General features: G+C 30.2%; 21 protein-coding genes and 2 pseudogenes. 10 read left to right on the top strand and 13 right to left on the bottom strand.

Annotation, left to right across the window (positions count from 1 at the left end):
• Positions 1-410: 410 nt before the first annotated feature.
• Positions 411-1,274: a D-amino acid aminotransferase gene (locus FMM58_RS01115; RefSeq protein ID WP_150139565.1), complete on the bottom strand. Its 864-nt coding sequence runs from the start codon at positions 1,272-1,274 to the stop codon at positions 411-413.
• Between the two features lie 96 nt (positions 1,275-1,370).
• Here FMM58_RS01115 and FMM58_RS01110 point away from each other — a divergent pair, with 96 nt between their 5' ends.
• Entirely contained in the window at positions 1,371-1,871 is a 501-nt protein-coding gene (locus tag FMM58_RS01110; RefSeq protein WP_150139563.1) for a hypothetical protein, read from the top strand.
• Here the strand turns inward: FMM58_RS01110 and FMM58_RS01105 are convergent.
• Both FMM58_RS01105 and rsmH read right to left on the bottom strand, forming a co-directional pair.
• A complete protein-coding gene (locus tag FMM58_RS01105; protein ID WP_150139561.1) occupies positions 1,859-2,812 on the bottom strand; it encodes a hypothetical protein in 954 nt (317 codons plus the stop codon). The genes FMM58_RS01110 and FMM58_RS01105 overlap by 13 nt on opposite strands.
• Complete coding sequence (gene rsmH, locus FMM58_RS01100; RefSeq protein WP_150139559.1) at positions 2,806-3,735, bottom strand: 16S rRNA (cytosine(1402)-N(4))-methyltransferase RsmH; 930 nt, start codon at positions 3,733-3,735, stop codon at positions 2,806-2,808. Before rsmH ends, FMM58_RS01105 begins: the two co-directional genes overlap by 7 nt.
• A gap of 167 nt (positions 3,736-3,902) precedes the next feature.
• On the opposite strand from rsmH, the gene FMM58_RS01095 reads away from it, so the two are divergent.
• From FMM58_RS01095 to FMM58_RS01065, 7 genes and pseudogenes are all read left to right on the top strand, one after another.
• A complete protein-coding gene (locus FMM58_RS01095; protein ID WP_150139557.1) occupies positions 3,903-5,408 on the top strand; it encodes a peptidylprolyl isomerase in 1,506 nt (501 codons plus the stop codon).
• A complete protein-coding gene (ftsA, locus tag FMM58_RS01090; protein ID WP_150139555.1) occupies positions 5,402-6,790 on the top strand; it encodes a cell division protein FtsA in 1,389 nt (462 codons plus the stop codon). Before FMM58_RS01095 ends, ftsA begins: the two co-directional genes overlap by 7 nt.
• 12 nt (positions 6,791-6,802) lie before the next feature.
• Positions 6,803-7,918, top strand: a complete 1,116-nt coding sequence (gene ftsZ, locus FMM58_RS01085; RefSeq protein ID WP_150139554.1) for a cell division protein FtsZ — start codon at positions 6,803-6,805, stop codon at positions 7,916-7,918.
• Between the two features lie 132 nt (positions 7,919-8,050).
• Positions 8,051-8,887, top strand: a pseudogene (locus FMM58_RS01080) (DNA-methyltransferase).
• Positions 8,877-9,643: pseudogene (locus FMM58_RS01075) on the top strand (site-specific DNA-methyltransferase). The pseudogenes FMM58_RS01080 and FMM58_RS01075 overlap by 11 nt, the downstream one beginning before the upstream one ends.
• Positions 9,636-9,914, top strand: a complete 279-nt coding sequence (locus FMM58_RS01070; protein WP_150139552.1) for a hypothetical protein — start codon at positions 9,636-9,638, stop codon at positions 9,912-9,914. The pseudogene FMM58_RS01075 and the gene FMM58_RS01070 overlap by 8 nt, the downstream one beginning before the upstream one ends.
• Before the next feature lie 220 nt (positions 9,915-10,134).
• Positions 10,135-10,506: a hypothetical protein gene (locus FMM58_RS01065; protein WP_150139551.1), complete on the top strand. Its 372-nt coding sequence runs from the start codon at positions 10,135-10,137 to the stop codon at positions 10,504-10,506.
• A gap of 365 nt (positions 10,507-10,871) precedes the next feature.
• On the opposite strand, the gene der is transcribed toward FMM58_RS01065, so the two are convergent.
• The 6 genes from der to FMM58_RS01035 all read right to left on the bottom strand — a co-directional run bounded on the left by der (position 10,872) and on the right by FMM58_RS01035 (position 18,874).
• Positions 10,872-12,230 (bottom strand): ribosome biogenesis GTPase Der, encoded by a 1,359-nt coding sequence (gene der / locus FMM58_RS01060; protein WP_150139549.1) that lies wholly within the window; start codon positions 12,228-12,230, stop codon positions 10,872-10,874.
• Positions 12,227-15,043 (bottom strand): excinuclease ABC subunit UvrA, encoded by a 2,817-nt coding sequence (gene uvrA / locus FMM58_RS01055; RefSeq protein ID WP_150139547.1) that lies wholly within the window; start codon positions 15,041-15,043, stop codon positions 12,227-12,229. Before uvrA ends, der begins: the two co-directional genes overlap by 4 nt.
• Before the next feature lie 44 nt (positions 15,044-15,087).
• Positions 15,088-15,873 (bottom strand): sulfite exporter TauE/SafE family protein, encoded by a 786-nt coding sequence (locus tag FMM58_RS01050; RefSeq protein WP_150139546.1) that lies wholly within the window; start codon positions 15,871-15,873, stop codon positions 15,088-15,090.
• Positions 15,874-15,994: 121 nt separating this feature from the next.
• Positions 15,995-17,119: a c-type cytochrome gene (locus tag FMM58_RS01045; protein WP_150139544.1), complete on the bottom strand. Its 1,125-nt coding sequence runs from the start codon at positions 17,117-17,119 to the stop codon at positions 15,995-15,997.
• Positions 17,119-18,369, bottom strand: a complete 1,251-nt coding sequence (locus tag FMM58_RS01040; RefSeq protein WP_150139542.1) for a cytochrome b — start codon at positions 18,367-18,369, stop codon at positions 17,119-17,121. The genes FMM58_RS01045 and FMM58_RS01040 overlap by 1 nt, the downstream gene beginning before the upstream one ends.
• A 1-nt stretch (position 18,370) precedes the next feature.
• Positions 18,371-18,874, bottom strand: a complete 504-nt coding sequence (locus FMM58_RS01035; protein WP_150139540.1) for a ubiquinol-cytochrome c reductase iron-sulfur subunit — start codon at positions 18,872-18,874, stop codon at positions 18,371-18,373.
• A 264-nt stretch (positions 18,875-19,138) separates the two neighbouring features.
• On the opposite strand from FMM58_RS01035, the gene FMM58_RS01030 reads away from it, so the two are divergent.
• On the top strand, positions 19,139-19,762 hold the full coding sequence (locus tag FMM58_RS01030; RefSeq protein ID WP_150139538.1) for an antibiotic acetyltransferase: 624 nt from the start codon (positions 19,139-19,141) through the stop codon (positions 19,760-19,762).
• Between the two features lie 111 nt (positions 19,763-19,873).
• Positions 19,874-20,107 (top strand): hypothetical protein, encoded by a 234-nt coding sequence (locus tag FMM58_RS01025; RefSeq protein WP_150139536.1) that lies wholly within the window; start codon positions 19,874-19,876, stop codon positions 20,105-20,107.
• A gap of 111 nt (positions 20,108-20,218) precedes the next feature.
• Here the strand turns inward: FMM58_RS01025 and argH are convergent, their stop codons facing one another.
• The 4 genes from argH to FMM58_RS01005 form a co-directional block, all read right to left on the bottom strand.
• On the bottom strand, positions 20,219-21,607 hold the full coding sequence (gene argH / locus FMM58_RS01020) for an argininosuccinate lyase (protein WP_150139535.1): 1,389 nt from the start codon (positions 21,605-21,607) through the stop codon (positions 20,219-20,221).
• Positions 21,608-21,616: 9 nt separating this feature from the next.
• Positions 21,617-23,191, bottom strand: a complete 1,575-nt coding sequence (gene pckA, locus FMM58_RS01015) for a phosphoenolpyruvate carboxykinase (ATP) (protein ID WP_150150994.1) — start codon at positions 23,189-23,191, stop codon at positions 21,617-21,619.
• A gap of 2 nt (positions 23,192-23,193) precedes the next feature.
• Complete coding sequence (locus FMM58_RS01010; RefSeq protein WP_150150991.1) at positions 23,194-24,975, bottom strand: biotin/lipoyl-containing protein; 1,782 nt, start codon at positions 24,973-24,975, stop codon at positions 23,194-23,196.
• 86 nt (positions 24,976-25,061) lie between these two features.
• Complete coding sequence (locus tag FMM58_RS01005) at positions 25,062-26,405, bottom strand: sodium-dependent transporter (RefSeq protein ID WP_150139529.1); 1,344 nt, start codon at positions 26,403-26,405, stop codon at positions 25,062-25,064.
• Positions 26,406-26,491 lie beyond the last annotated feature (86 nt).

Below are 26,491 nucleotides of genomic sequence, written 5' to 3'. Positions count from 1 at the left end.
CACCAGTATCTTAATTTTAGTAATTTTTCAATTTAAATTCTTCTTTCGCAATAAGTTTAAGGCTAATATTAGTCCCTTTTTTATCTACAAAGAAATTTCCTTTTAAATATGCTACTGTATGGCTAATTAATAATTCATTATCAGCTATTGGCACCTTATAAACATTTGGATATTCCTTGGTAGGACAAGTTTTTTTGAATTTATCATTGATTTTATTATATTTATCTATAAACTCTTACACCTTTTTATATTCGTCAATAAATAAACATAATTTTTATTATCTGTGTTTTCTTTATTGATATAAAAAGTTTCTTTATTGCTTAACATTTCGCAAACATATATAAGGAAAGTAAGGTGTTGTCTTTACAAGAAGCTATTTCTCCATATACAAAAAATATTACAATAGGCTTTTAATTTTTTACTTGTTCTAAGATATTTTGAACATATTTTTCTCTAAGTTTTTTAGTAAATTCTCCTATTTTACCATTGTTTATAAGCTTTTTATCAGCACTAATTACAGGCAGTATTAAAATAGTAGCAGCTGATATAAATACTTCATCTGCCTTATAAACTTCTCCTATACTAAAGGCCCTTTCATTTACATTTAAATTTAATTCTTTTGCAAATTTTAAGATATTTTTTCTACGAATTCCACTTAAAATTTCATTTGATATAGGTTTGACTATAAGGGTTTTATCTTTGATCATAAAGGCTGAGGAGCTAGACCCTTCATTCACTAAGCCATTTTCTACTAAAAAGGCCTCGTCTGCCTTTTGTTCTACTGCCATTTCCTTTGCATAACATTGACCAAGCAAAGATATGCTTTTAATATCTCTTCTTTTCCAACGCAAATCAGGAACACTTACAACGCTAATTCCTTTATCTTTCAAAGGATTATTTAAAATTTCACATTCAAAAACAAAGCACATAATAGTTGGTTTAATATTTTTTGCAAAAGCAAAGTCCCTAGATGAAACGCCCCTTGTAACTTGCAAATATATGCCACCTTCTTTAACATTATTTTTAATAATTAAATTTTGTAAAATATATTCAAATTCAAGCTTTTCATAAGGAAATTCTAGTTTTATTGATTTTAAAGAGCGAAAAAATCTTTCCCAAAAATCTTCTTTATCTACCATTTTACCATTAACAACAGGTACTACTTCATAAATTCCATCACCAAAAATAAATCCCCTGTCAAAAACGCTAATCTTAGCCTCTTCTTTTTTTAAAAACTCACCATTTAAAAAAACTATTTCTTTTTCACTCATCATAATTTATCCTTAATTAAAAAAATATGTTAAATTCACTAAATATTAAAACAAAAATTGTATAATTATACCTAGTTATTTTTAAATTAAGAGTAAGAAATGGCAAATAAATTCACACAATTTAGCTTAAATTTTATCTTTAAAATTTCAGAACAACCCGTGCTTTTAAAGGATTTATTAGAAGCTAATGCTTTATTTAATGAAGGTATGCTTGTAGATTATGCTAAGTTAAATTTTAAGCTTAAAATGCTTAATGCTTACATTTACTATGGAATTTTATGCTTTTTAATACTAGTGCCCCTACTTTTGATAACGCATTATTTATTTACTCGCTTGGATTTTCATATAAGTATTCTTAGTTCTATTTTGGTAACTGCGGTCGTTTTTATAGGCTTTGATATATTTAAGGTATATACTAGAAAAATTATGTCTAAGAATTTGATTTTAAAGGCATGGGCCAATCATTTTCCTTGTTTTGCTTATGAAAAATATTCAAGTATAGTTGAAGAAATTTATAAACAAGCCCTAAAAGATGAAGTTTCTAAAACAAATTTAGAAAAATACGTCTTAGAAAAAATAGTAGAAAATCACTCTAAATAATCTAAAATTTGATTCTTAAAACGCATATTTTCAAGTCTTCTTTTAAGTTCTTTATTTTCTTCATTTAAAACGCTTTCTTCATTTCTTAAAACGGCTATTTCACGGCTTAAATAATAAATATTATTTCTTATGTAAATTTGAGGTACAAATAAAAACAAAACAAAGCTTATGAACAAGGCCACAAAAAGCAATTGATTTAAATTTAAATTCGCATCTTCTTTAGTGGCATTTGAAAAGCCCTCAAGCAAGGTATTTTTAGCATTTTCGTTTTCTTCGCTATTTGAGATAATATTTTTTATATCTATTTTTTCTTCTTTTTTTTCAAAATTATTTTCTTTAATCTCTAAATCTTGTTTAATCTCTAAAGATTTAACTTCCCTTTTTTCTTCTAGCTTATCTTTTTGTTGTATAGTTTCTTTAATATTTTCTTTTTTTTCTTCCTTTTTATAATTATGTCTTTGTTTTAAAATTTTAGCAGTTTCTTCACTTTCTGTAATTGTAGTTGTTTTAGGCTCTTGGGTTGTAATTTTAGTATTTTGACTTACTAAATTTTGATTTTTATCTTTTTTACTATTTTTGCTAAAAACACCAAATAAATTGCGTCTCTTTTTATCGCTTTGTTTTTCTGTTTTATCCTTTTTCTTTTTAAATTGAGTAAAAATTTTATTTGTTAAGGACTGCCTTTCTTCAAGCTTTACATTGATTAAATCTTCTTTTAAATAAATATTTGACTTTTTTTCCCTATCTTCAAATTCTTCATCATCATCTAAATAATCATGCCTTGTTTTATGCCTATTTTTAAATCTACGTCTTAAAATATCATCACTAGAAAGTTCATTAAATTCATCATCTAACGGTTTTCCTTGCGATATAGCACGAGAATATTTAAGCATTTTTTCCCGTATATTTTGTTTTTCTTTTAAAAAATCATCTTCTAACATTCATTTTTTCCACTAAAATAAAAAACACGCATTTTAGCACAACTTGCACGAGAATTTTTTTCTATTTCTAACTTAGAAGCCCTAATAACCTTTTTATTCACAATATGCCCTAAGCTATGATTATTGCCACACTCGCATTTCACAGCTCGTAAATCACAAATGCAAGATTTTTCCCATTTTTTAAAAAAATTTTTTACAATCTTATCTTCTAAGGAATGAAAACAAATTATAGCCACAACACATTCTTTAAGCCTTGATTTTTCAAGCTTTAATAAAAATTCATTCAAGGCGTTAAGTTCATCATTTACTTCAATCCTTATAGCTTGAAATACTAAAATAGCTTGTGAAATATGTCTATTATTTTGCCTTTGAAAGCCTATAATCTCGCAAAGTTCTTTTGCACTTTTTATCTCTTTTATAACCCTAGCCTTGCAAATTTTTTCAGCTAAAAAAAATGCGTTATTTAGCTGGGCATATTCTTTAAAAATATTAGTAAGTTTTTCTTTGCTATAAGAATTTATCACTTCAAAGGCACTAAGTTTAGAATTTTTATCCATTCTCATATCTAAATAATCAGACCTTATGCTAAAACCTCTTTCATTTTTATCAAGCTGCAAGGATGAAACGCCTATATCTGCAAGAATTCCTCTTAATTTAGAACTATCAATTTTATCTAAAATTTCCCTAAAATCACAATGATAAAAAGTAATTCTATCCACAAATTCCTTTAAGTAATCCTTTGAAAAATTTAAGGCTATCTCGTCTTTATCACAAGCAATTAATTTAAGTTTAGAATGTGCTTTAAGTAAGGCATAGCTGTGTCCCCCATAACCCAAAGTACAATCTAAAAATAGCCCCTCGTTTACATTTTCAAAGCTTTGTTTTACTTCTTCAAGCAAAACAGGAATATGTAAAATTTGCAAATTTAATCCTAAAAATTTAAGTTTAAAAGCCTAATTATAACGAAAAAGTATTTAAATGCACAATTTTAAAGAAAATATTTAAAAAAATAACCTTAATTAAACTAAACTTAAACACTTATTAGCTAATATACGAAACTATAAATTTATAAATTTAGTCAAGGAAAACAATGCTTACTTGGATGCAACATCATAAAAAATACCTAGTTATTACTATTTGGGTTAGTGTTATAGCCTTTGTTGGTGCGGGTTTTGTAGGCTGGGGGGCTTATGATTTTAATCTAAATAGAAGCTCATCAGTTGCCATTGTAGGAAATGAAAAAATAAGTTTTAGCGAATTTAGCACTAGATACAATCAAATTTTTAATACTTATAATCAAATAAGCAATGGAAATTTAAGCGAAGAAAATGCCTTAGAAATGGGGCTTGATTTATTAGCACTTAGTTCTTTAGTAGAGGATAAACTTTTATTGAGCTTTGCTAAGGATTTAGGACTTAGTGCATTAGAAAGTGAAATTTTAAACGAACTTAAAAATTTGAGTGCATTTCAAGACCCACAAGGTAATTTTGATAAAAATCTTTACTATGAAATTTTAAAACGCAATCAAATCAGTGCAAAGGACTTTGAAGAAAGTCTTGCAAAGGGTATTACCATAGATAAATTAGCAAATATTTTTAAGATTGCAAATTCAGATGAAGAGCTTAAAATGCTAGCAGCTAGCTATTTTATGCAAGATTCTTTAAATATTGATGTTTTAACAAATAATAATCAAAATGTGGATATAAACGAAGAAGAGATTAAAAAACTTTGGAATGAACATAAAGAAGATTATAAAATGCCAAAAACTTATGAACTTTCTACTTTTTTTGTGACTGCTGATATGAAAGATTACAATGATGAAGAGCTTATAAAATTTTACAACGATGAAAATAATAAATTTAAGTATAAAGACTTTAATGGCAAAATTATGAGCTTTGAAAATGCAAAGGAAGACGTGATAAAAGATTATATTTTAGATAAAACAAGACCTTTAGCTAATGAAAAATTTCTAGCCTTAAAGGATAAAAAAATAGAATTTGAAAATAATATAAGCATTGATGAAAACGCTGTTTATTACCCTTTAGAACTTTTAGCAAAGGCAAAAAGTGATGATATACTAAGACCTGTTATTTGGAATAAAGATAACGATAATATAGGCTATTTAATCATAAAGCTAAATAAAAGCAATCCAGTTCGCATTAAAACTTATGAAGAAGCTAGAAGTGAGATTTTGCCTATTTATATAAGCCAAAGCATTAAAAATAAGCTTGAAGAAAGGGCTAAACAAAATTTAGCAACGTTCAAAGGGATAAATATAGGCTTTGTAACTAGAGATAGTACTAGGGATAATGAAAAGGTAAATTCTTTAAATGATGCAGAATTTGCTAGTTTATTAATGGGCGTTTTTAATAACGAACAAAATGCTTCTTATGTGGTTATAAATAACGATAAGGTAGCCCTTTATAGAATAAATAAACAAAAATTACAAGCACAAGATAATAAAATAGAACAATATCAAGCTATGTTAACTCAAGCCTTAGATAATTTAAAATCAAGTGAAATTAAAAATGAACTTATTGAAGAGCTTAAAAAAACATATCCGATAAAAATTTACTACAAAGGGAATCAATCTTGATGAATATATTAGGAATTGACTTAGGTTCGACACAAACTTGTGCCATTGTCGCTCAAAAAGACGAAGAAGGTTTAAAAATAATCGGTTTTGCAAAGGCAAAAACAAATGGAGTTAAAAAGGGTGCTATTACAAATATAGAACTTGCCTCCAAATCAATAGAAGAAGCCGTTAGAAACGCTGAAATGATGTCAGGTGTTCATTATGATAAAGTAATTATTTCAATATCTGGGGCATACACAAAAAGCGTTGATAGCGTGGGCGTGGTTAATATCCCAACTCAAGAAATTAGCATAAAGGCTATTCAAAGGGCAGTAACTACAGCAAAACACACAGCAAATTTACCAAGTGGTTATGAAATCGTGCATGTTTTGCCTTATAATTTTAAGGTAAATGATTTAGAACATGTTGAAGATCCTCTTGGAATGAGCGGCAATCGCTTAGAGGTATTAACTCACATAGTAATATCTCAAGAATCACATATTAAAAATCTTAAAAAAGCTGTAGAACTTGCGGATTTAAGGGTAGATAATATAGTCCTTTCAGGCTATGCTTCTGCTATTGCTTGTTTAGATGATAGCGAAAAAGAACTAGGTGTTGCACTTATTGATATGGGTGGGGCAATATGCGATATAGTAGTACACACTGGAAATTCTATAAGGCATAATGATTGTTTGCAAATTGGTTCTATTAACATAACACAAGATTTATCAATGGCACTACATACTCCACTTAAAGAAGCTGAAAAGATAAAATTAAAATATAAATCACTTTCTCAACAACCTAACGCCCTTATTCAAATTCCATCAATGGGCGATGAGAAAAAGGTAAATGAAGTATCCTTAGAAATTATTTCTAATGTTATTTATGCAAGAACAGAAGAAACTTTAATGATTTTAGCAAAAATTCTAAGTGATGATTGTTATACTGATGTTATAGGGGCTGGTGGAGTTGTATTAACTGGTGGTATGACGCAACTTGCCGGGCTTGATGAATTAGCCCCTACTATCTTTGGAAATAAATCTGTTCGCCTTGCAAGTGCTAGAAAAGATTTAGCTATGGGTTTTAGTGAAATTTTTGATAATCCTGAAAATACTTGTGCTATTGGTCTTTGTTTATATGGGGCTGGACACTTCACTCCTTATGAACTTGACTCTAATGAAATATTAAGATATAAGGGCGAGATTGAGAATTTTAACCATAAAATAAAGCAAGAAGTAATACCCAAAAAAGAAGAAATAGAGATAAAAACTGAAAATTTTGATGAAAATTTACAAGAAAATGATACAATAACGCTAAAAGATGAGTTAAACATTAAGGAAACGAAGATAAAAAAGCCTGGAATGTTTTCTAATATTTGGCATAAAATTATGAATCAATTTTAAGGAGTAGGGTTTATGAGCGAATTCTTAGTTGAAGAAGCACAACACGGCTTGGGTGTTAGTATTAAAATCATCGGTTGTGGTGGTGGTGGTGGAAATATGATAAATCATATGATAAAAATGGGTCTTAACGACCTAGATTTAATAGTCGCCAATACAGACGCACAAGACCTTGCTAGTTCATTAGCAAAAACAAAAATTCAATTAGGGGAAAAGAAAACTAGAGGACGTGGTGCTGGAATGGTGCCAGAAGTTGGTGCTGAAAGTGCTAGAGAAAATTTTGAAGAATTAAAGGCTTCATTAGCACAAAGTGATATAGTATTTATTGCCTCTGGACTTGGTGGTGGTACAGGTACAGGTGCCACACCTATAATCGCTCAAGCCGCAAAAGAAGTTGGTGCCCTAACCGTTTCAGTAGTAACAATGCCTTTTAAATTTGAAGGAAAACCTAGAACAAGATTAGCAGAAGTTGGTCTTGAAGAACTTAAAAAGGAAAGTGATTCTATTCTTGTGATTCAAAATGAAAAATTGCTTAGTTTAATCGATAAAAAAGCAAGTATGAAAGATTCTTTTAAAGTAGTTGATGATGTACTTACAAATGCAGTTCGTGGAATGGTTTCTATACTTTTAAATAATGGTGATATTAATGTTGACTTTGCCGATGTTAAAACAGTTATGAGCCATAGGGGCTTAGCTTTAATGGGTATAGGTAGTGCAAAAGGTGAAAATGCGGTAAATGAGGCTATTTCAAATGCTATTGAATCTCCTTTGCTTGATGGTATGGATATAAAGGGTGCAAAGGGCGTTATATTGCATTTTAAAACAAGTTCTAATTGTTCTTTCTTTGAAATTGCCCATGCAGCAGAAGGCGTACAAGAATTGGTTGATGAAAATGCTAAAATCATATTTGGAACTACTACTGATGATACTATGGAAGACAATGTGGAAGTAACCATTATAGCAACTGGCTTTGAAAATAGAGCTAGTCAAGCAAATATGGAAAAAGCTAGTGAAGAAAAACAAAATGCTAAAAATCCTTACATAAATATCAAAAAAGTTAGTGGTGGCTATGATGAGGAAATGATGTCTCAACTTGAAACACCGGCCTTTTTAAGAAGGCAAATGGACTAAATTTCAAGGTATTTTTACCTTGATTTTTTTTAACTTTCAAAACTCTCTAAAATTTATTTTTTAACCATAAAAAATCTAACAAATATAAAATTTTTTGCTATAATCTTCCTTTTTTTAAAATTGTGAGTAAAGATGAAAGATAATATAAATAAAGTTTTTTACAAGTCTAGTACTAAAATTCAAGAAGTAGAAAATAACTCCGTGCATTTAATCATAACCTCGCCTCCATATTTTAATATAAAAGATTATTCAAAAAATGGCTATCAAAATATAGCTCATTCTACTCGTTTAAAAAGCGATATAGGGGGGGGATGATAACTATAAAAAGTATCTAAATAATCTTAGTTTAGTATTTAAAGAATGCTTTAGGGTTTTAAAGCCAAATGGCAAACTTTGCATTAATATTCCATTAATGCCTATGCTTAAAAAAGATTTAAACACACACTACAACAGACATATTTTTGACTTACAAAGCGATATTCAACATCAAATTTTACACAAAACACAATTTTTTTTAATGGACCTTTACATTTGGAATAGGATAAATTCAAGTAAAAACTTATGTTTGGTTCTTATCCTTATCCTAGAAATTTTTACGCCCAAAACACAACAGAATTTATCACTATTTATGTAAAAGATAGATAAAATAAAGAAAAAATTCCTAACAATATAAAAGAAGTAAGTAAATTAAGTCAAAAAGAATGGCTTGAGTATACAAAACAAATTTGGAATATAACCATACCAAATAAAAATAACCCAGCCTTCGGAAAACACCCTGCTATTATGCCAAAGCAGATTGCTTATAGGCTTATTAAGCTTTATTCTTTTGTAGGAGATATAGTTTTAAACCCATTTGCTGGAAGTGGTACTACCTTAGTAGTTGCAAAATCTTTAAAAAGAAATTTTATAGGTTATGAACTTTATGAAAAATATAAAGAAGTAATAATGGATAAATTAAATGAAAAATAAAATTTATATAAAAGATGTTTTTGACTTTTTGCAATCATTGCAAGGTTATAGCATTGATTTAGCTATAATTGACCCACCTTATAGTTTAAAAAAAGCTCAATGGGATAGTTTTAAAAATGAGAATGAATTTTTAAAATTTACCTTTAAATGGCTTGATTTAATGCTAATAAAACTTAAAAAGAATGCTAATTTTATATCTTTAATACTCCTTATAATTGTGGCTTAATGCTTAATTATTTACAAAATAAAGCAAATTTTCAAAACTGGATAACTTGGTATAAAAAAGATGGATTTAATGCAAATAAAAGAAAATATAACAATAACCAAGAAAGCATTCTTTTTTATACAATGGATAAAAAAGAATATTATTTTGATAATGAAAGCATTAGGATAGCTTATGAATCTACGCAAAGAATAGAACATGTAAAAACTAAGGGGATATTAAAAAATGGCAAAAGATGGTTTCCAAATAATAATGGTAAATTATGCCCTGATGTATGGGAGATAAGTTCTCAAAGACATGTAGAAAAGATTAATGGCAAAACTCAAAAATTAAAACACCCAACACCAAAACCAAAACAAATGGTAAAAAGAATGATTAAAGCAAGTAGTAAAGAAGGTGACTTAATACTTGATTTATTTAGTGGCTCAGGTATCGTAAGTTTAACAGCCTTAGAGCTTAAAAGAAATTTTATAGGCTGTGAAATGAATAAAAAATATTTAAATACTAAATTAAAGGATTTTATATATGAGTGATTTAAACGATTTAAAAGAAAAATTAAATGACGTTTATCCAAATTTATCTTGTTGGGAATTTTTATGTGAAAGACTTAAAAGAGATGATTATCGTGGAACTCATAAATTTCAACATTATCGCTGGGATAAGGAATGTATCAAAATAATATTAAATGAACTAATAAAATATGGTTTACTTTATACCACTCAAGGTGATATTAAAGAAAACTACATATATAAAAAAGAAGAATATGCTTTTACCGAATTTCTAAAATGTAAATATAAAACTTAATAAAATAAATTATAGTATAACTGATATGGGAATGATAAAAATAATATTTGTAAATTTGCATAGAATGGGCTTTATTGAAAGATTTACTAAAAAATGAAAATTTGCGAACCAGATAAAAGGTATCGATATAGATATGTTCAAATAAGCGATAGTGGGATGGAATTTTTACAAGCTAAAAACGAACTTGATTAGCTAAAGTCTTTAGGCATAGCTTTAACAAATGTATTTGGCAACTTACATAGAAGATATTGTAGATATTATAAATTCTTTAAATCATGCTTATTTAGATGAATATGAATTTATGTTTTTCGTGTCTTTTTTAGGCAAAAATTATAATGGTAAAAATCTAACAAAAGATATGATTATAAATTACATAAATGAATTTAGAAATTTAAGGGCTAGAAAAAAGATTGCTATAGAACATATAGCTAATTACTGCAATCCTAAAAACTTCACAGGTGATAAAATCAATAAAAGAGATTTTCATAACTGGAACAATGGAACCCAAACTATTTTTGAAAATCTAAATATGCTTGGTGTTTTAGAATATGATAAAGAAAGAAAAAGTATTACTATAAGAAAAAAAATTTAATGGAGAAAAAATTAAATTTAAAAGAAGTCCTTTGGTAAAAAAAAGAATATTTTAAAAATCATAAAATTAATAAGAACGAACAGTTCGAACTTCACTACATAATCCCTTTTTATCTAATAAAAGATATTGCAATGTTAAAGGCCATTGATAATTGAAAAAATTTAATATACATAGATGCAAAGTCACATAAAACATTAAGTATAAACAAAAAAGGAAGACTTTGTATAAGACTTTCCCTTAAAGACAAAATGCCGTACTTGTCTTTCAGATTATAGTGTAGAATTAAAAGCTGATGAAAATATAAAATACGATACTTCACTACAAAAAACATTACTAGATTATAATAATAAACTTATATAAAATTATTAATTTTCTTCTTTTTCCCCTCTTTTTCTAGTAGCAAGTATCAAAGGAACGCCTTCAAGGCAAAAATGAGAGCGAAGCTTGTTTTGCAAATAACGTTTATAACTAAAATGCAAGGTCTTTGGGCGATTCATAATTAGGGCTATTTTTGGAGGGGCGATTTCATACTGGGTAGCATAATAAATTTTTACAAGTTTTCCTTTATCATGGGGTAAAGGGTGAGTTTTAGTAGCTTCTTGTATGATTTCATTAAGCTTTGAGGTTTGCATTTTTTGAATAAAATTTTCAAAGACATTTAATATTTTTTCAAAAATCACATGCACTCTTTTACCACTTAAAGCACTCACACTTATAATAGGGGCAAAGGCAAGAAATTTAAATCTATCAAGTCTTAATTCTTTACTTACCTTATCAAAATCAAAAGTACTTTTATCCCATTTATTAAGCACTATGATAACGCCTAAAAAATACTTTGAAATAAGCCCAGCAATACGTTCGTCAAGTTCGTTAAAGCCTTGTGATGCATCTAAAACAAGCAAGGCAATATGTGCATTTTCAAGCATTTTTTGTGTCCTATTAAGTCCAAATTTTTCAAGCCCTTCTATCTTACCACGTTTTCTAATACCAGCTGTATCGATAAATTCTATAGTTTTATTATTATAAATAATGCTTTCATTTACAGGGTCAATGGTAGTTCCTTCAATCTCACTTACCACACTTCTATTTTCCTTTACTAAAGCATTTAAAAGGCTTGATTTTCCAACATTAACACGGCCAACAATGGCTACTTTTATATGATTTTCATCTATATCTTTTTCATCTAAATTTTCTAAAAAATCTTCCAAACACTCATCATTATCAACGACCAAAGTTGCATCATCTAAGAATTTTTCAAGCCAGGTACAAAGTTCATCAATGCCTATATTATGACTAACAGAAAGGCTAAAAATTTCTTTTATTCCAAAATTTGCAAATTCCCAAGTCCTTTCTTCATCTTTTTTATTATCAACCTTATTTATAAGCAGTGCCATAGGCTTATTTAGCTTTTTTAAACTATAAAAAATTTTCCTATCTTCATCATCTGGCAATTTTTTTCCATCAACCATATAAAGTATAATATCGCTTTCATGTACCATTTTTAGTGTATTGGTTTGTACTTTTTTAAATAAAATATTGCTTTCATCAAGCCCTCCACTATCAATCAAAAAAGCAGACTTAGAACCTATTTGAATTTTGACCTTATTAATATCTCTTGTAGTGCCTGAAATTTCGCTTGTTATAGCAATTCTTTTTCTAAGCAAACGATTAAATAAGCTTGATTTACCTACATTTGGTTTACCTATGATTATAATATTTTTCATTTTTTATTCTCATTTAATTCTAAATTTAAATAATGCCCTGTATAGCTTTTTTTACGCTCCTTTATCAAATGTGCAACATTGCCTTGTGCTATAATCTTGCCACCCTTAACGCCACCTTCTGGCCCCATATCCACTATATAATCAGCATTTTTAATAACATCTAAATTATGTTCTATTACAAAAACAGAATTATTCATATCTACTAAATGTTGTAAAACTGCTATTAATTTATTAACATCTTCAAAATGCAAACCAGTGGTAGGTTCATCAAGTATATAAAGGGTTTTGCCCGTATCTGTTTTGCTAAGTTCTTTTGCAAGTTTTATGCGTTGAGCTTCTCCTCCACTTAAAGTTGTAGCATTTTGCCCAAGTGTAAGATAATCAAGCCCTACTTTTACAAGCGTATCAAGCTTTTGGCGAATTTTAGGCACGGCCTTAAAAAATTCATTTGCCTCTAAAATACTCATATGCAAAATATCAGCTATACTCTTACCCTTATATTTAATCTCCAAAGTAGCCTCGTTATATCTCTTACCCTTACAAGCATCACAAATCACCATTACATCGGGCAAAAAATGCATTTCTATTTTTATCTCACCATCCCCTTGACATTTTTCACAACGACCTCCTTTGACATTAAAGGAAAATCGCCCTATTTTATAGCCTTTCATTTTTGCCTCTTTTGTATTAGTAAAAAGATTTCTAATCTCATCCATAGCCCCAGTATAAGTAGCAGGATTTGAACGAGGCGTTTTTCCAATAGGACTTTGGTCTAAGTAAATTACCTTATCTAAATATTCTAAGCCCTCAATTTCTACCCCACCTACCTTTCTAACCTTTTTTGCGTGATTTAAGGCTTCTTGTGCAAAAGGAAGTAAGGTTTGAAGTATTAAAGAACTTTTACCCGAACCTGAAACACCAGTGATTGCAACCAAATTTTGTAAAGGAAATTTGGCATTTAAATTTTTAATATTATTAATATTTACATTTTTAAGCCCAAGCCATATTTTTTGTTTTCTATTTTGCTGTAAAGAAATTTGCTTAAGCCCTCTCATGTATAAAGCAGTTTCGCTATTACTTTTAAGCAAATCCTTATACACTCCACTAAAAACAACCTCTCCTCCAAATTTACCAGCTAAGGGGCCAATATCTACTATAAAATCAGCACTTTCAATGGTTTTTTTATCATGTTCTACTACTATTAAGGTATTGCCCTTTGCTTGTAAATTTTTAAGGGTTTTAATGAGTTTTGAAGTATCTCTTTCATGCAAACCTATGCTAGGTTCATCTAAAACATACATAACCCCACTTAAACCACTACCTATTTGACTAGCTATACGAATTCTTTGGGCTTCCCCACCACTAATCGTCCTTGCATCTCTACCTAAGCTTAAATAACCAAGACCCACATCAAATAAAAAATAAAGCCTTTCATTAATCTCATGTAAAATAGGACTTGCAATCATTTGTTCTTGTTCGCTTAAATGCGAAAAATTCTTTTCATTACTAAAAAAATTAACACAATCTTCTATACTCATATCTAAAATTTCACCAAGTCTTTTACCACTAACTTGCACGGCTAAACTTTCTAATTTTAAGCGATGTCCATTACAATCCTTACAAATTTTCTCACTCATAAAATCAGCCAAATCTCGCTCATCTTTAAGTATATTATAAGCAATCTTTACCACGCCCTCAAAGATTTTTTTAATCCTATGTTTTTTCCAAAAAAAGTTGATTTCCTTAGCATTGCCATATAAAACAAGCCTTTTTTCATCATCGCTTAACTCAGAATAAGGAATTTTAGTATTTATTGAATTTTGTTCGCAAAATGCAAGTAAGAATTTATAATAATAGCTCTTATTAAAGCCATACATTATCTTAACTGCTCCGCTTTCTAAGCTAAGATTTTCATTGATAATTTTTTTCATATCAAGGCTATATCTAATACCAAGCCCATCACAGCTCTCACAAGCACCTTTTAAGGAGTTAAAAGAAAAACTCAAAGGTTCAAGTGGATTAAAAGAAATTTTACAATCAAAACAAGCATAATGTTCGCTGTAATGTAAATTCGGGCTAAGATTAAACTCATCAGCGTTTAAAATTTCAAGTTCTAATTCTCCAAAACTCTCTTCTAAGCCTTTTTCAATATCACTAGCTAAGCGAGATAATAAATCGTCCTTAATCTCAAGCCTATCAATAACAAGTTTTATAGTATGTTTTTTAGTCTTTGCAAGTTCTATATCTTCATCCAATCTAACCATAACCCCATCAACTTGCACCCTAACATAGCCCTTGTGTCTTAAAGACTCAAATAAATCCACAAAGGTACCTTTTTTTTCTCTAATCAAAGGGGCGTAAATAATGATTTTAGCACCTAATGGCAATTTTAAAATTTCATTTACAATATCACTTGAACTCATACTTGAAATTTTTTTACCACAATTATGGCAATGCTGAATACCTATTCTTGCATATAAAAGTCTAAGATAATCATAAATTTCAGTAATAGTTCCAACTGTTGAGCGTGGATTTTTAGAAGTAGTTTTTTGATCAATTGCAATAGCTGGAGTAAGCCCTTCGATTTTGTCAACATCAGGCTTTCCTACCTTGTCTAAAAACTGCCTTGCATAAGCACTAAGGCTTTCAATATAACGTCTTTGCCCTTCTGCATAAAGGGTTGAAAAAGCTAGAGTTGACTTACCAGAGCCACTAAGACCTGTAAAAACTACAAGCTTATTTTTTGGAATTTCAAGGTCAATATTTTTAAGATTATTTTCTCTTGCACCGATAATTTTTATGATATCTTCCATTTTATGCCTTTTTTCAAGCTAAATTTCGATTTTAACACAAAATTTTAAATTATGATAATGCCAAGTTTTCTAAGCAATGAAAAGGTGGTCATAGAAATTGAAAGTACATATATACAAAGTAAAATTTTACGATGAGATGAAATTTTCATATTTTCTATGATTTTAATGCCTAAAAAAACGCCTATCATTGAGGCAATGCCTACTATTATGCCAGAATTTATAACAGAATAATCAATAACCCCTGATTTTACAAAAGAAAAGGTCCCAGCAAATGAAGCTGGTATAACAAAAAATAAAGAAACAGGAACTACCTTTTTGCTATTATATCCTAAAAAATAAGCCAAAATAGGCGTTATTAAAAGTCCTCCACCTATGCCAAAAGATATTGCAAAAATTCCCGTAAAAGCACCAGTACAAAGCAAAACAATATTTTTAGCAAGAACTGATATATTAGTTTGTTGAGGGTGCTCTTTTATACCAAAGGCATATTTTAAGAAAAATGCACAACTTACGCCTAAAAAAATAGAAGTTAAAGAAACATCGCTTAATAATCTTAAAAGCTGACCACTAAAAGCAGCCCCTACTAAACCTCCAAGCCCTACTATAAGACCATCTTTTAAATTTAAATTCTTTTTTTTATAATTTACATACGAACCAAAAATAGATGCAAAAATCATTTGTACTACTGAAATTCCAACGGCATGTTGAGAACTTTCACCAAGTAAAAGCATAAAGGGCACTATTATCATACCTCCACCTATGCCAAATAAACCAGAGGCTATGCCTGATATGATTCCAATTAAAAAATAAGGTATATCCATAATACTCATTTAAATTTCCTATCTTTTTTTTTAAAGTGTTAATTTTACCCCTAAAAACTAAACTTAAATTTAAAAATTTTGTATGTTAAAAGTTAATAAAAGATATTTAAGCCACAAAATGTGGCTTAAATTAATGAAGTTTTGACCAAACGCTACGTTTAAAGCCTATAGCAAAGATACTTAAAATCGCAAAGAAAATCATAATATAAATTCCTAAGCTTTCTCTTTCTTCTTTCTTGCTATCTCCTACTTTTTCAAGGTATGAAACAACTCTTAATTGTGTTTGTTCATTAAGCCCAACCCTTGGCATAGCAGTACCTGAAAGTAATTTTTGAGTATTGTTTATAAAATCATTTAAATACTGCGTTCCACGTGAGCGAATCATCATTGATAAATCAGGTGGTAAAGAACCCAAATAACCCTTTAAATCATCCTTACCTGATGGACTTATAAAATTATCATACTTCATATCATGACAACGTCCACAAGCCTCGATAAAGGCATGTTTATCTTTTTCAAATAAAAATTCCTTTTCAAAAAGTGCTACCTTTTGAGCCCCATCTTCAAGCTTAGCATATTTTGCCTCCAAAGTCTCTTTAATCTCGTTTTCTTGCTTTTGAGTTGACTTTATACTCATTTCTTTAAGATAAGCAATTAAATTTGCTATATTTTCGCTTACAACTTCTTCGCTATCGCCTGACATTTCGCTATTATAAGCACTCATAATAAAGGCATCGCCAAATTTATGATCAACCTTTAAAGCAAGACTAGGATTTAAAATCAAGGCAACTAAAAATTTCTCATCATAAATAATACCTGCTGTGCTTAAATCAGGTGGTATTACACCAAGGGCTGAGTCTGTAATATTTGCAGGAATATCATCAATACTTAAACCATGACATGCAAAACATTGATTTTCAAAAAATTCCTTACCCTTAGTAGAATCGCCCTTTGTAAAGTCTATTTTAGCAACACTAGCCCATAAGGCTTCTTGTTTTGCTAAATTTTCTTGTGCTTTTTGCAAAGCATTTGTGGCATTTTCTATATTTGTTTCGTTATTTTCAGCCTTAGCAAGTTCTAAAAGCTTTTCTTTATCGCTAACTATACCCTTTGCAAAATTAATATCTTCTTCTTCAAAATTAAAATTTGCAGGTGCAACATGAGGGCTTAAAACAGAATGTGCATAAGGTTCAACGCCCCAATATACAAGTGCAGTAAATATCACTACAACACAAAATATTTTTAATTCTCTCATTATTTAGCCCCTTTCTTTCTTTCCATGATCGTAATAACAGGCAAGGCAACTAACAATAATAATAAAAAGATTATAGAAGCATAAAAACCTACCCATGCATTAACACCTGTTGGAGGTAATTTTCCATACACAGTTAAGACTATCAAATCTATAAGCAATACCCAAAACCATATGAAAAATAAAGGTCTTTCATGGGCTGGTTTTACAACATCACTTCTATCAAGCCAAGGTAATAAAAAGAAAATAACTTGTGCTATTCCAAAGGCCGCCAATCCTATATCAAAGGCCTTAATGCCACCTATATCAAAGAAAAAGCCTCTTAATACTTCATAACTCCATAAAAAATACCATTCAGGGTAGATATGAGCTGGAGTTTTAAGTGCATTAGCTGGGTCAAAATTAATAGGATCCATTGCAAAGCCAAATTTAAAGCTTACTAAATAGAAAAAGAATATCATAAACAAGCAAATATACATAAAGTCTTTACTTAAAAAACCTGGCCAAAATGGAATTACTTTTGAATTTTTTGTATCACCTGATATAAATTTTTCAGCCTCTAATTCAAAGTCTAGTTCTTCGGCTATTTCGTTATTTACATGTGGAATTCTTAAAGCATAAAAGTGAAATGCTATAATCATAATAATTACTATAGGCAATAAACACACATGCAACATAAAAAATCTTGTAAGTGTTGGATCGCTTACTGCGTAATCTCCTCTAATCCAAACAACTAAAGCATCGCCTATAAATGGAATTCCACCAAAGAGATTAGTAATAACCTGTGCTGCCCAGTAGCTCATTTGTCCCCAAGGTAACATATATCCACTAAAGGCTTCTGCTGAAAAGATGACAAATAAAAGCATACCACTTATCCAAATCATCTCACGTCCTCTTTTATAAGAACCATAATAAATTCCAGTTAACATGTGAATATAAATAATCAAAAAGATAACAGAAGCTGCAACGCCGTGTATATGACGCCAAAGCCAACCATATTCAACTTCTTGCATAATGGTCTTATTTACACTATCAAAGGCAAGTGCAGTATCAGGCTTATAATACATTACCAATAAAAGCCCTGTGATAAAAAGCACTGTAAAAAGTGTAGTTAAGATAACTCCCATAGCCCATAAGAAATTTATTTGCTTTGGAATCCAGTATTTATTCATTAAAACATCTAATAATTTATGAACGGCAAGTCTTTGATCTAGCCAATCAACTATGCCATTAGCCTTTCTAATATGTGCCATTTTAAACCTCCGCTATCATTTGTTGATATTCAGGACCTTCTTCGCCTAAAACAAGCTTAGTTCCGTCTATTCTAAATGGAGGAATTTCAAGTGGGGTTGGTGGAGGACCAAAGGTATTAACTCCATTTACATCAAATTCGCCACCATGACAGGCACATTTAAATAAGCCATCACTCGGGACAAAGGCTGGAATACAACCAAGATGAGTACAAAGCCCTATTACAACCGTATAGGCTGCATTATCAACCATAACCTCTCTTTTTTCATTTTTTAGCATACTAGCATCTTTTTTCAAAATAAAAATAGGTTTTTTACGCCATTCTATAGTACGCAACTCGCCATCTTGCATACCGGATAAATCAACAGTGGTAAAACCTGCCGCCCTAACGCTAGGAAGTGGGTCCCAAGTTTTTTTCATAGCAACAAGTGACAAAACACCACCTACAGCTGCCACTGTTCCAAATGCAACGCCCATAAAACTGCGTCTACTTTCAGATACAACCATAAACTCGTCCTTTCAATTTTTACAAATTTATTAAGTTAGTAGTTTATCGAAAATAAAATAAATTTTATCTTTGCTTGAAAATTTTTGCAAGCTTAAAGTGAAATAATCTTTAAATTTGCTTTGTTTAAATAGTGTTTGTAAAATCGTAACATAATTTATTTTAGAAACACACAATGATAAAAATAAAAAATAATGATTTTATAATTAAGACCTTAAAAGAGTTAAATATTTGCAATAAACTTAATATTAATGGCTTTTGTGATTATGAGTGGCTGTTTATCCCAGAAATGGCTATATAGAAGAATTTTCATCATTAAATGGGCATATTTTATGCCAAATGGGCTTTATGTCTTATTCAAATGCCCTTATATCAAGGAGCGATTTAGAGATTGGGAGATGTTGTTCTATAGCTTGGGGCTTAAATTTTATTCGCACTCATCACCCTTTAATTTAATATCTACTTCTTCTTTTACCTATGGTAAGAACGCTTATATATTTAAATATAATAATCTTAAATATGGCAATAACGAGTTTAAAACCACTTCTCATAATGAATTTGTCCTACCACCAGCAAAAACCATTGTAAAAGATGATGTTTATCTTTGTACAAATCCTTGTTTAAAGCCCGGTATTACCTTAAATACGGGTTGCGTTGTAGCACAAAATTCCTTAGTTACAAAAGATGTTCCACATTATGCTGTGGTAGGTTCAAATCCTGCAAGGATATTAAAATATCGCTTTGATAAAAAGACCATACAAAGATTATTAAGGTTTAAATGGTGGTTATATAATTTTGTTGATTTTAAAAATATTAACTTAAAAACTGATATTAATGTTTATTTAGATGAAGTAAAAAAAGGATTGAAGATAAGCAAATACAAATTTTAAGCCTAAAAAAATACATTTTAAATATTTGCTTGAATTATCCAAAACAAAAAAATATACACTTCTTAATTTAAATAAAAAAAACCAATTGGAGCTATTACAAGGGTAACAAACATGCTTTCATATAAACTTGGTAAGTTAATGATACAAGAATCAAAAAGCTTAAAGGATTATATAAAACTTCCTTTTAAACTTTTAAATTATGCTAAAATCCATAAAAAAGAACAAGAATTTTATGAAATCTCCCTTAGCTTAAATCCTTCATTAAAACGTCTGTCGTTAGAAGAATATAGTGATCATGACAAGGCTTTAAGATACAAAGAACATTTAAGCTATAAGTTAGGATAAAGCTTAATCAAAGCTTATAATAATAAATGGGGGGGGGTTATTCAAATTTATCATCATAGATTTGCATAAAATCAAAAAGAAATTTTATAAAAAATAATTAGCTTTAAAAGGCTAAAATTCTCTAGCTTGTAAAAAGCTTTCCAAAAGTTCAATTTGCTTTTCAACACTTTTAATAGAACTTGAACCCTCACTTTGTTTTAAATTTAAGGATTTTTGAAAATTTAAAAGCTCTTGTGCGTCTTTATCAAAATTTGAATCAATGCTTGGTAAATCCTTAATCTCGCTTATATCAATACCCATTTTTTCAGCCTCGCCCACGACTTTTCCTACTATAAAATGGGCCTTTCTAAATGGGATATTCTTTACCCTTACTAAATAATCAGCCAAATCAGTAGCCAACAAATGCCCTTTTTTACAAGCATTTAGCATGTTTTCTTCATTAATGTTAATTTCTTTTAACATAGCATCTAAGATAATAAGGCATTGCTTAGTGCTCTTAACACTATCAAAAACTCCTTCTTTATCTTCTTGCATGTCTTTATTATAAGCTAATGGTAAGGCCTTCATAATGGTTAGTAAAGAGATTAAATTTCCATAAACGCGTCCAGTTTTACCTCGTATTAATTCACAAACATCAGGATTTTTCTTTTGAGGCATTATAGAACTGCCCGTTGAAAAGGCATCGCTTATTGTTATAAAATTAAATTCAGAACTAGAAAATAAGATAAGTTCTTCACAAAGCCTTGAAGTATGCGTAAAAATAACAGCTATATCATAAAGTAAATCAAGGGCAAAATCCCTATCGCTAACCCCGTCCATAGCATTTGCCATTATATCATTAAAGCCTAATATCTTAGCACTCATCATTCTATCGGTTTTATAACTAGTCCCCGCACAAGCACAGCTTCCAAGTGGCGAAAAATCAGTCATTTTATAGGAATTTTCAAGTCTTTTTATGTCCCTTAAAAACATAAAGGCATAGGCTAAAATATAAAAAGAAAAACTCACTGGCTGGGCGTGTTGTAAGTGTGTAAAGCTTGGCATAATAGTATTTTTGTGCCTTTTTGCATGGCTTAATATAGTTTTTATAAGATTTTGCAATAATGCACAAAGTTCTAAATGACTTTCCTTAACAAAAAGCTTAAAATCAGTAGCTACTTGGTCATTTCTACTTCTTGCAGTATGAAGTTTTCCACTTATTTCAGTACCGATTATCTGCCCCAAACGTTTTTCAATAGCCATATGAATATCTTCATCTTGTATATCAAAGATAAACTCATCATTTTCAAGCTCATTTTGAATTTGTTTTAAGCCTTTTTCCATAGCTAAAAACTCATCTTTATTTATAATATCACAACTTACAAGCATACTAGCATGGGCTAAAGAACCCTTAATATCTTGTTTAAAAAGTTCTTTATCTATATTTAAACTTGCGTTAAATTCTTGCAATAAATCACTACTGCTAGTACTAAAACGTCCAGACCACATTTCATTTTTCATAAATTTCCCTTAAATGCTAGGTCCAAATTTGCTATATTCTTTACCCTCTTTAACATCTTCATAACGTTTAAAATTTTCTACAAACATTTTTGCAAGTTTATCTCTAGTTTTAACAAATAAATCCTTATCTTCCCAAGTATTTATAGGATTTAAAAGCGTACTTTCAACGCCTTGTAAGGATTTTGGAATAGCTAGATTAAACACATCAAGGGTTTCAAAATCACAATTTTTAATACTTGAATCTAAAATAGCATTAATGCAAGCCCTAGTTGCCTTTATACTCATTCTTTTTCCTACTCCATAACTTCCACCACTCCAACCGGTATTTACTAAATAAACGCTAACCTGGTGTTTATCTATTTTTTCACCAAGTAAACGAGCATAAACAGTTGGATGCAAAGGCATAAAAGGCTCACCAAAACAAGCAGAAAAAGTGGCTTGAGGCTCAGTTATACCACGTTCAGTTCCTGCTACTTTAGCTGTATAACCACTTAAAAAATAATACATTGCTTGTTCTTTACTTAATTTACTAACAGGAGGCAAAACTCCAAAGGCATCAGCTGTTAAAAAAATTATATTTTTTGGGTGCCCTGCTTTTAAGCTTTTTTCATGATTTCCTATATGTTCTATAGGATAAGAAACGCGAGTATTTTCAGTCTTAGAATCATCGTTATAATCAACACTTTTATCAGCCTTTAAAACTACATTTTCTAATAAGGCATCTCTTCTAATAGCCCCATAAATTTCAGGTTCGTTATCTGGGTCTAAATTTATACATTTTGCATAACAACCACCCTCAAAATTAAACACGCCCTCATCATCCCAGCCATGTTCATCATCGCCTATTAATTTACGATTAGGGTCAGTTGAAAGTGTAGTTTTTCCAGTACCACTAAGCCCAAAAAATAAAGCAGTATCGCCACTTACCCCAACATTTGCAGAACAATGCATAGAAAGTTTATTTTCAAGAGGTAGCCAGTAATTCATCATAGAAAAAATACCCTTTTTCATCTCGCCACCATACCAAGTACCACCTATAACAGCGACATTTTCTTCTACATTAAAGATAACAAAAACCTCAGAATTTAAGCCATCCTTTTTAAAATCATCATTTACGCACTTGCAAGCATTATAAACGATAAAATCAGGCTCAAAATTGTGAAGTTCATGCTCACTAGGTCTAATAAACATATTTTTTACAAAATGTGCTTGCCAAGCTATCTCGGTTACAAAACGAACAGCTTTACGACTTTGAATAGAAGCACCACAATAAGCATCTTGTACATAAATATCTTTATTACTTAAAGCATTTTTTGCCTTTTTTAAAAGCCCATCAAAAAGTTCTTTTGAAATAGGCTGATTAATCTTGCCCCAAGCTATATATTTTTGCGAAGGGTCTTGCTTTACAAAGTATTTATCCTTAGGACTTCTACCCGTAAAAATTCCCGTATCAACGCTAAAAGTACCATTCTTAGTGCACTCTCCTTCGTTATTTTGCACCTCATGTTTGAAAAGCTCATCATAACTTAAATTGTGAAAAACTTTTTTAACATTACTTAAACCTAAATCATCAAATTTATTCATAATCAATCCTTGTTTTCTTCTTCATAAATTGCTACGATATCGCTATCACCAACGCTATCTCCTATGTTTACTTTTACAATCTTAATCACACCATCTCTTGGTGCATTTACTTCCATTTCCATTTTCATAGCCTCTAAAACCATAATAACTTGTCCAGTGCTTACCTTATCACCATTCTTAATATTTATCTTAAATACACTACCTGAATTTCCAGCGACAATAGCATTTTCACCAGCTTCTTCATGCTCATCTACCTTTTGGATATTTTTAACATTTACATCCTTATCAAAGCCCTCGCTTACTTCAACATGGTATTTATTACCATTAACTGAAACGGTGAATTTATTATCAAGGTGTTGGGCAACAGGTTTTGGCATAGTTGAAATTTTACGAACATTTACCTTTGCATCCCCTCTTAAATATGCAAGTCCCTTATCTTTACAAGCTGCTGCTATAAAGATATTTTCTTCATTTGGTTCTATTCCTTCTTCTTCTAAAAGCTTTCTTGTATAAGCTATACTCTTTGTTTCATCCTTATCGGCTAAATCAATGGCAAGCTCTGTGGTAGGTTCTAAATTTAACTGCTTAGCTGCTAGTTTAATAACTTCTTCATCAGGCTTAACAGGAGTTTTTCCAAAATAGCCAAGTACCATTTTTCCATAACCTTCAGCAATCTTTTGCCAAAGCCCAAACATTACATTATTAAAGGCTTGTTGAAAATAAAACTGACTAACAGGAGTTACACTTGTGCCAAAACCACCTTTTTCAACTACTTCACGCATAGCCTTAATAACTTGTGGAAATTTATCTAAAAGGTTATGGTCTCTCATCATTTGAGTATTTGCAGTTAAAGCCCCACCTGGCATAGGTGAAAAAGGTATCAATGGGCTTACTTGCACAGCCTCAGGTGGTACAAAATAATCTTTTATACAATCACAAAAAATCTCTTCATATTTTAAAATTTTTTCTTCATCTAAACCTAAGTCGTAATTTTTACCCTTTACGGCATGAAGCAAGGTTAAAATATCAGGTTGGCTTGTGCCCCCACTTACAGGACTTGCTGCTAAATCAATGCCATCAACCCCTGCTTCTAAGGCTGCTAAATAACAAGCCACGCTTACCCCTGCTGTTTCGTGTGTATGTAATCTTATGTGCATATTTTCAGGCAAATGTTTTCTTGCCATTTTTATAGTTTCATAAACCTTTTGAGGATTTGAAGTGCCACTTGCATCCTTAAAACAAACGCTAGTAAATGGAATTTGTGCATCTAAAATTTCTTTTAAAATTCTTTCATAAAATTCCACGTCGTGTGCCCCTTTACAATTTGGAGGTAAATCCATCAAAGTAACTACAACTTCGTGTTTTAAGCCGTGTTTTGTAATGCATTCTCCACTAAATTTTAGATTATTAACATCATTTAAAGCATCAAAATTTCTAATAGTAGTAGTGCTATGTTTTGCAAAAAGCTTAGCATGTAAGTCAACTAACTCTCTGCTTCCTGTATCAAGGGTAACTGTATTTACACCCCTTGCAAGTGTTTGCAAATTTGCATCAGGTCCTACAATATCTCTAAATTTATCCATCATTAAAAAGGCATCTTCATTTAGATAAAAATATAGGCTTTGAAATCTAGCTCCTCCACCAAATTCAAAGTGTCTTATCCCAGCTTCTTTGGCAGCTTGTACGGCTGGGAAAAAATCATCCATTAAAACTCTAGCCCCAAAAACGGATTGAAAGCCGTCTCTAAAGCTTGTATCCATCACATCTATATATTTTTTAGCCATAAATTAATCCTTGTACTTTAAATTCTTACAAAAATTTTACGATTATACTATAAATTCTATAAATTTTTCTAATAAAACACTTAAATTTAACTCTTTATCAAAACGGCTATCATAACAATAATAACAGCTAAAGGGGCTATAAATCTTAAAATAAAATACCAAAGTTCAAAGAAAAAATTAGACATAAATGGTCTAAAAAGTATCATAAGCCCTTCTTTTTTCATAACAAAGCCAACAAAGATAGAAACGCAAATTCCACCAAGTGGCATAATAAGTTCGCTTGATAGAAAATCCAAAATATCAAAAACATTTTTTCCAAAAAATTCTAAGCTATGATTTGTAACACTTAAAAAAGATAATATGCACAAAATTCCTAAAATATAAACTACCACGCCTATATAAAAAAGGGCTTTTTTTCTACTCATTTTAAAGCTATTTATCAAATAAAAAGCGAAAGGTTCTATCATTGATACAGCAGAAGTAATCCCTGCAAAAATTAAGGCTATAAAAAAAAGTGCTGCTATAATGTGACCTATGATTCCTAATTGAGAAAATAGTGTTGAAAGTGATATAAATACTAATCCTCCTCCACTTTGAGTAGGGTCTGCCCCAAATTCAAAGATAAAGGTAAAAACTACAAGTCCCATTAAAAGCCCTATTAAGACATTAATAAAAATAATGCTAAGGGTACTAAGTATGAAATTTGAACCCTCTGGCAAGCTTGCAGAATAAGTAATAATGGTCCCTACACCAAGAGAAAGGCTAAAAAAAGCAAGTCCTAAGGCTTGAACTATGGTATCAACGCTTATTTTTGAAAAATCAGGCACAAATAAAAAATTAAAGGCTTGTAAAAAGCCATCCTTGCTACAAGCATAAAAAAGAAGAAATAAAAGCAAGATAAAAAGGCTAGGCATCATCCATACATTTAGCCTTTCAATGCCGTTTTTTATACCCTTTGATACAACATAAAAAATAATAAAAAAAATTATAGTAAAACAAAGAATTTGACTTAAAAAATCCTGGCTTATAAAGCTTTCAAATTTAGCTATGCTACTTTGTAAATCTAAGGGTAAATTTCCACTTAAACTAAGATATAAATAACGAAGAATCCATGCTATAACCAAACTATAAAAGGATACTATAAAAATCGCCCCTATCATCATAAAACCAGCTATACCCCACGCATTTTTATGGCTTGGGGCAAGTGTTTTATAAGCATTAACTGGGTCTTTTTCACTTAACCTACCCATGCTAAGTTCTGCTAAAAAAATAACAAAACTGACGCAAAGTGTTAAAACTAAGTATAAAAGTATAAATGCAGAACCTCCATTTTGTCCTACAAGAGTAGGAAATTTCCAAGCATTACCAAGTCCTACAGCAGAACCTGCAACAGCTAAAATAAAGCCTATTTTAGAAAATTTTGCACTCAAATTTTAACTCCATAAAAAATTTGTTAATTAAAACAAAATTTTTCTTAATAAACAATATCAATTTAAATTTTTTAAGAATTTAAAAA

The organism is Campylobacter sp. LR291e (genome assembly GCF_008633915.1).
Lineage (GTDB): Bacteria > Campylobacterota > Campylobacteria > Campylobacterales > Campylobacteraceae > Campylobacter_D.
This window is presented reverse-complemented; position numbering and strand designations above follow the sequence as displayed.

Coding starts and splice junctions, on each gene's coding strand:
- FMM58_RS01115 (WP_150139565.1), bottom strand. CDS start 1,274: ATGATGAGTGAAAAAGAAATAGTTTTTTTAAATGGTGAGTTTTTAAAA.
- FMM58_RS01110 (WP_150139563.1), top strand. CDS start 1,371: ATGGCAAATAAATTCACACAATTTAGCTTAAATTTTATCTTTAAAATT.
- FMM58_RS01105 (WP_150139561.1), bottom strand. CDS start 2,812: ATGTTAGAAGATGATTTTTTAAAAGAAAAACAAAATATACGGGAAAAA.
- FMM58_RS01095 (WP_150139557.1), top strand. CDS start 3,903: ATGCTTACTTGGATGCAACATCATAAAAAATACCTAGTTATTACTATT.
- ftsZ (WP_150139554.1), top strand. CDS start 6,803: ATGAGCGAATTCTTAGTTGAAGAAGCACAACACGGCTTGGGTGTTAGT.
- FMM58_RS01070 (WP_150139552.1), top strand. CDS start 9,636: ATGAGTGATTTAAACGATTTAAAAGAAAAATTAAATGACGTTTATCCA.
- FMM58_RS01065 (WP_150139551.1), top strand. CDS start 10,135: ATGTATTTGGCAACTTACATAGAAGATATTGTAGATATTATAAATTCT.
- der (WP_150139549.1), bottom strand. CDS start 12,230: ATGAAAAATATTATAATCATAGGTAAACCAAATGTAGGTAAATCAAGC.
- uvrA (WP_150139547.1), bottom strand. CDS start 15,043: ATGGAAGATATCATAAAAATTATCGGTGCAAGAGAAAATAATCTTAAA.
- FMM58_RS01050 (WP_150139546.1), bottom strand. CDS start 15,873: ATGAGTATTATGGATATACCTTATTTTTTAATTGGAATCATATCAGGC.
- FMM58_RS01045 (WP_150139544.1), bottom strand. CDS start 17,119: ATGAGAGAATTAAAAATATTTTGTGTTGTAGTGATATTTACTGCACTT.
- FMM58_RS01040 (WP_150139542.1), bottom strand. CDS start 18,369: ATGGCACATATTAGAAAGGCTAATGGCATAGTTGATTGGCTAGATCAA.
- FMM58_RS01035 (WP_150139540.1), bottom strand. CDS start 18,874: ATGGTTGTATCTGAAAGTAGACGCAGTTTTATGGGCGTTGCATTTGGA.
- FMM58_RS01030 (WP_150139538.1), top strand. CDS start 19,139: ATGAGTGGCTGTTTATCCCAGAAATGGCTATATAGAAGAATTTTCATC.
- FMM58_RS01025 (WP_150139536.1), top strand. CDS start 19,874: ATGCTTTCATATAAACTTGGTAAGTTAATGATACAAGAATCAAAAAGC.
- argH (WP_150139535.1), bottom strand. CDS start 21,607: ATGAAAAATGAAATGTGGTCTGGACGTTTTAGTACTAGCAGTAGTGAT.
- pckA (WP_150150994.1), bottom strand. CDS start 23,191: ATGAATAAATTTGATGATTTAGGTTTAAGTAATGTTAAAAAAGTTTTT.
- FMM58_RS01010 (WP_150150991.1), bottom strand. CDS start 24,975: ATGGCTAAAAAATATATAGATGTGATGGATACAAGCTTTAGAGACGGC.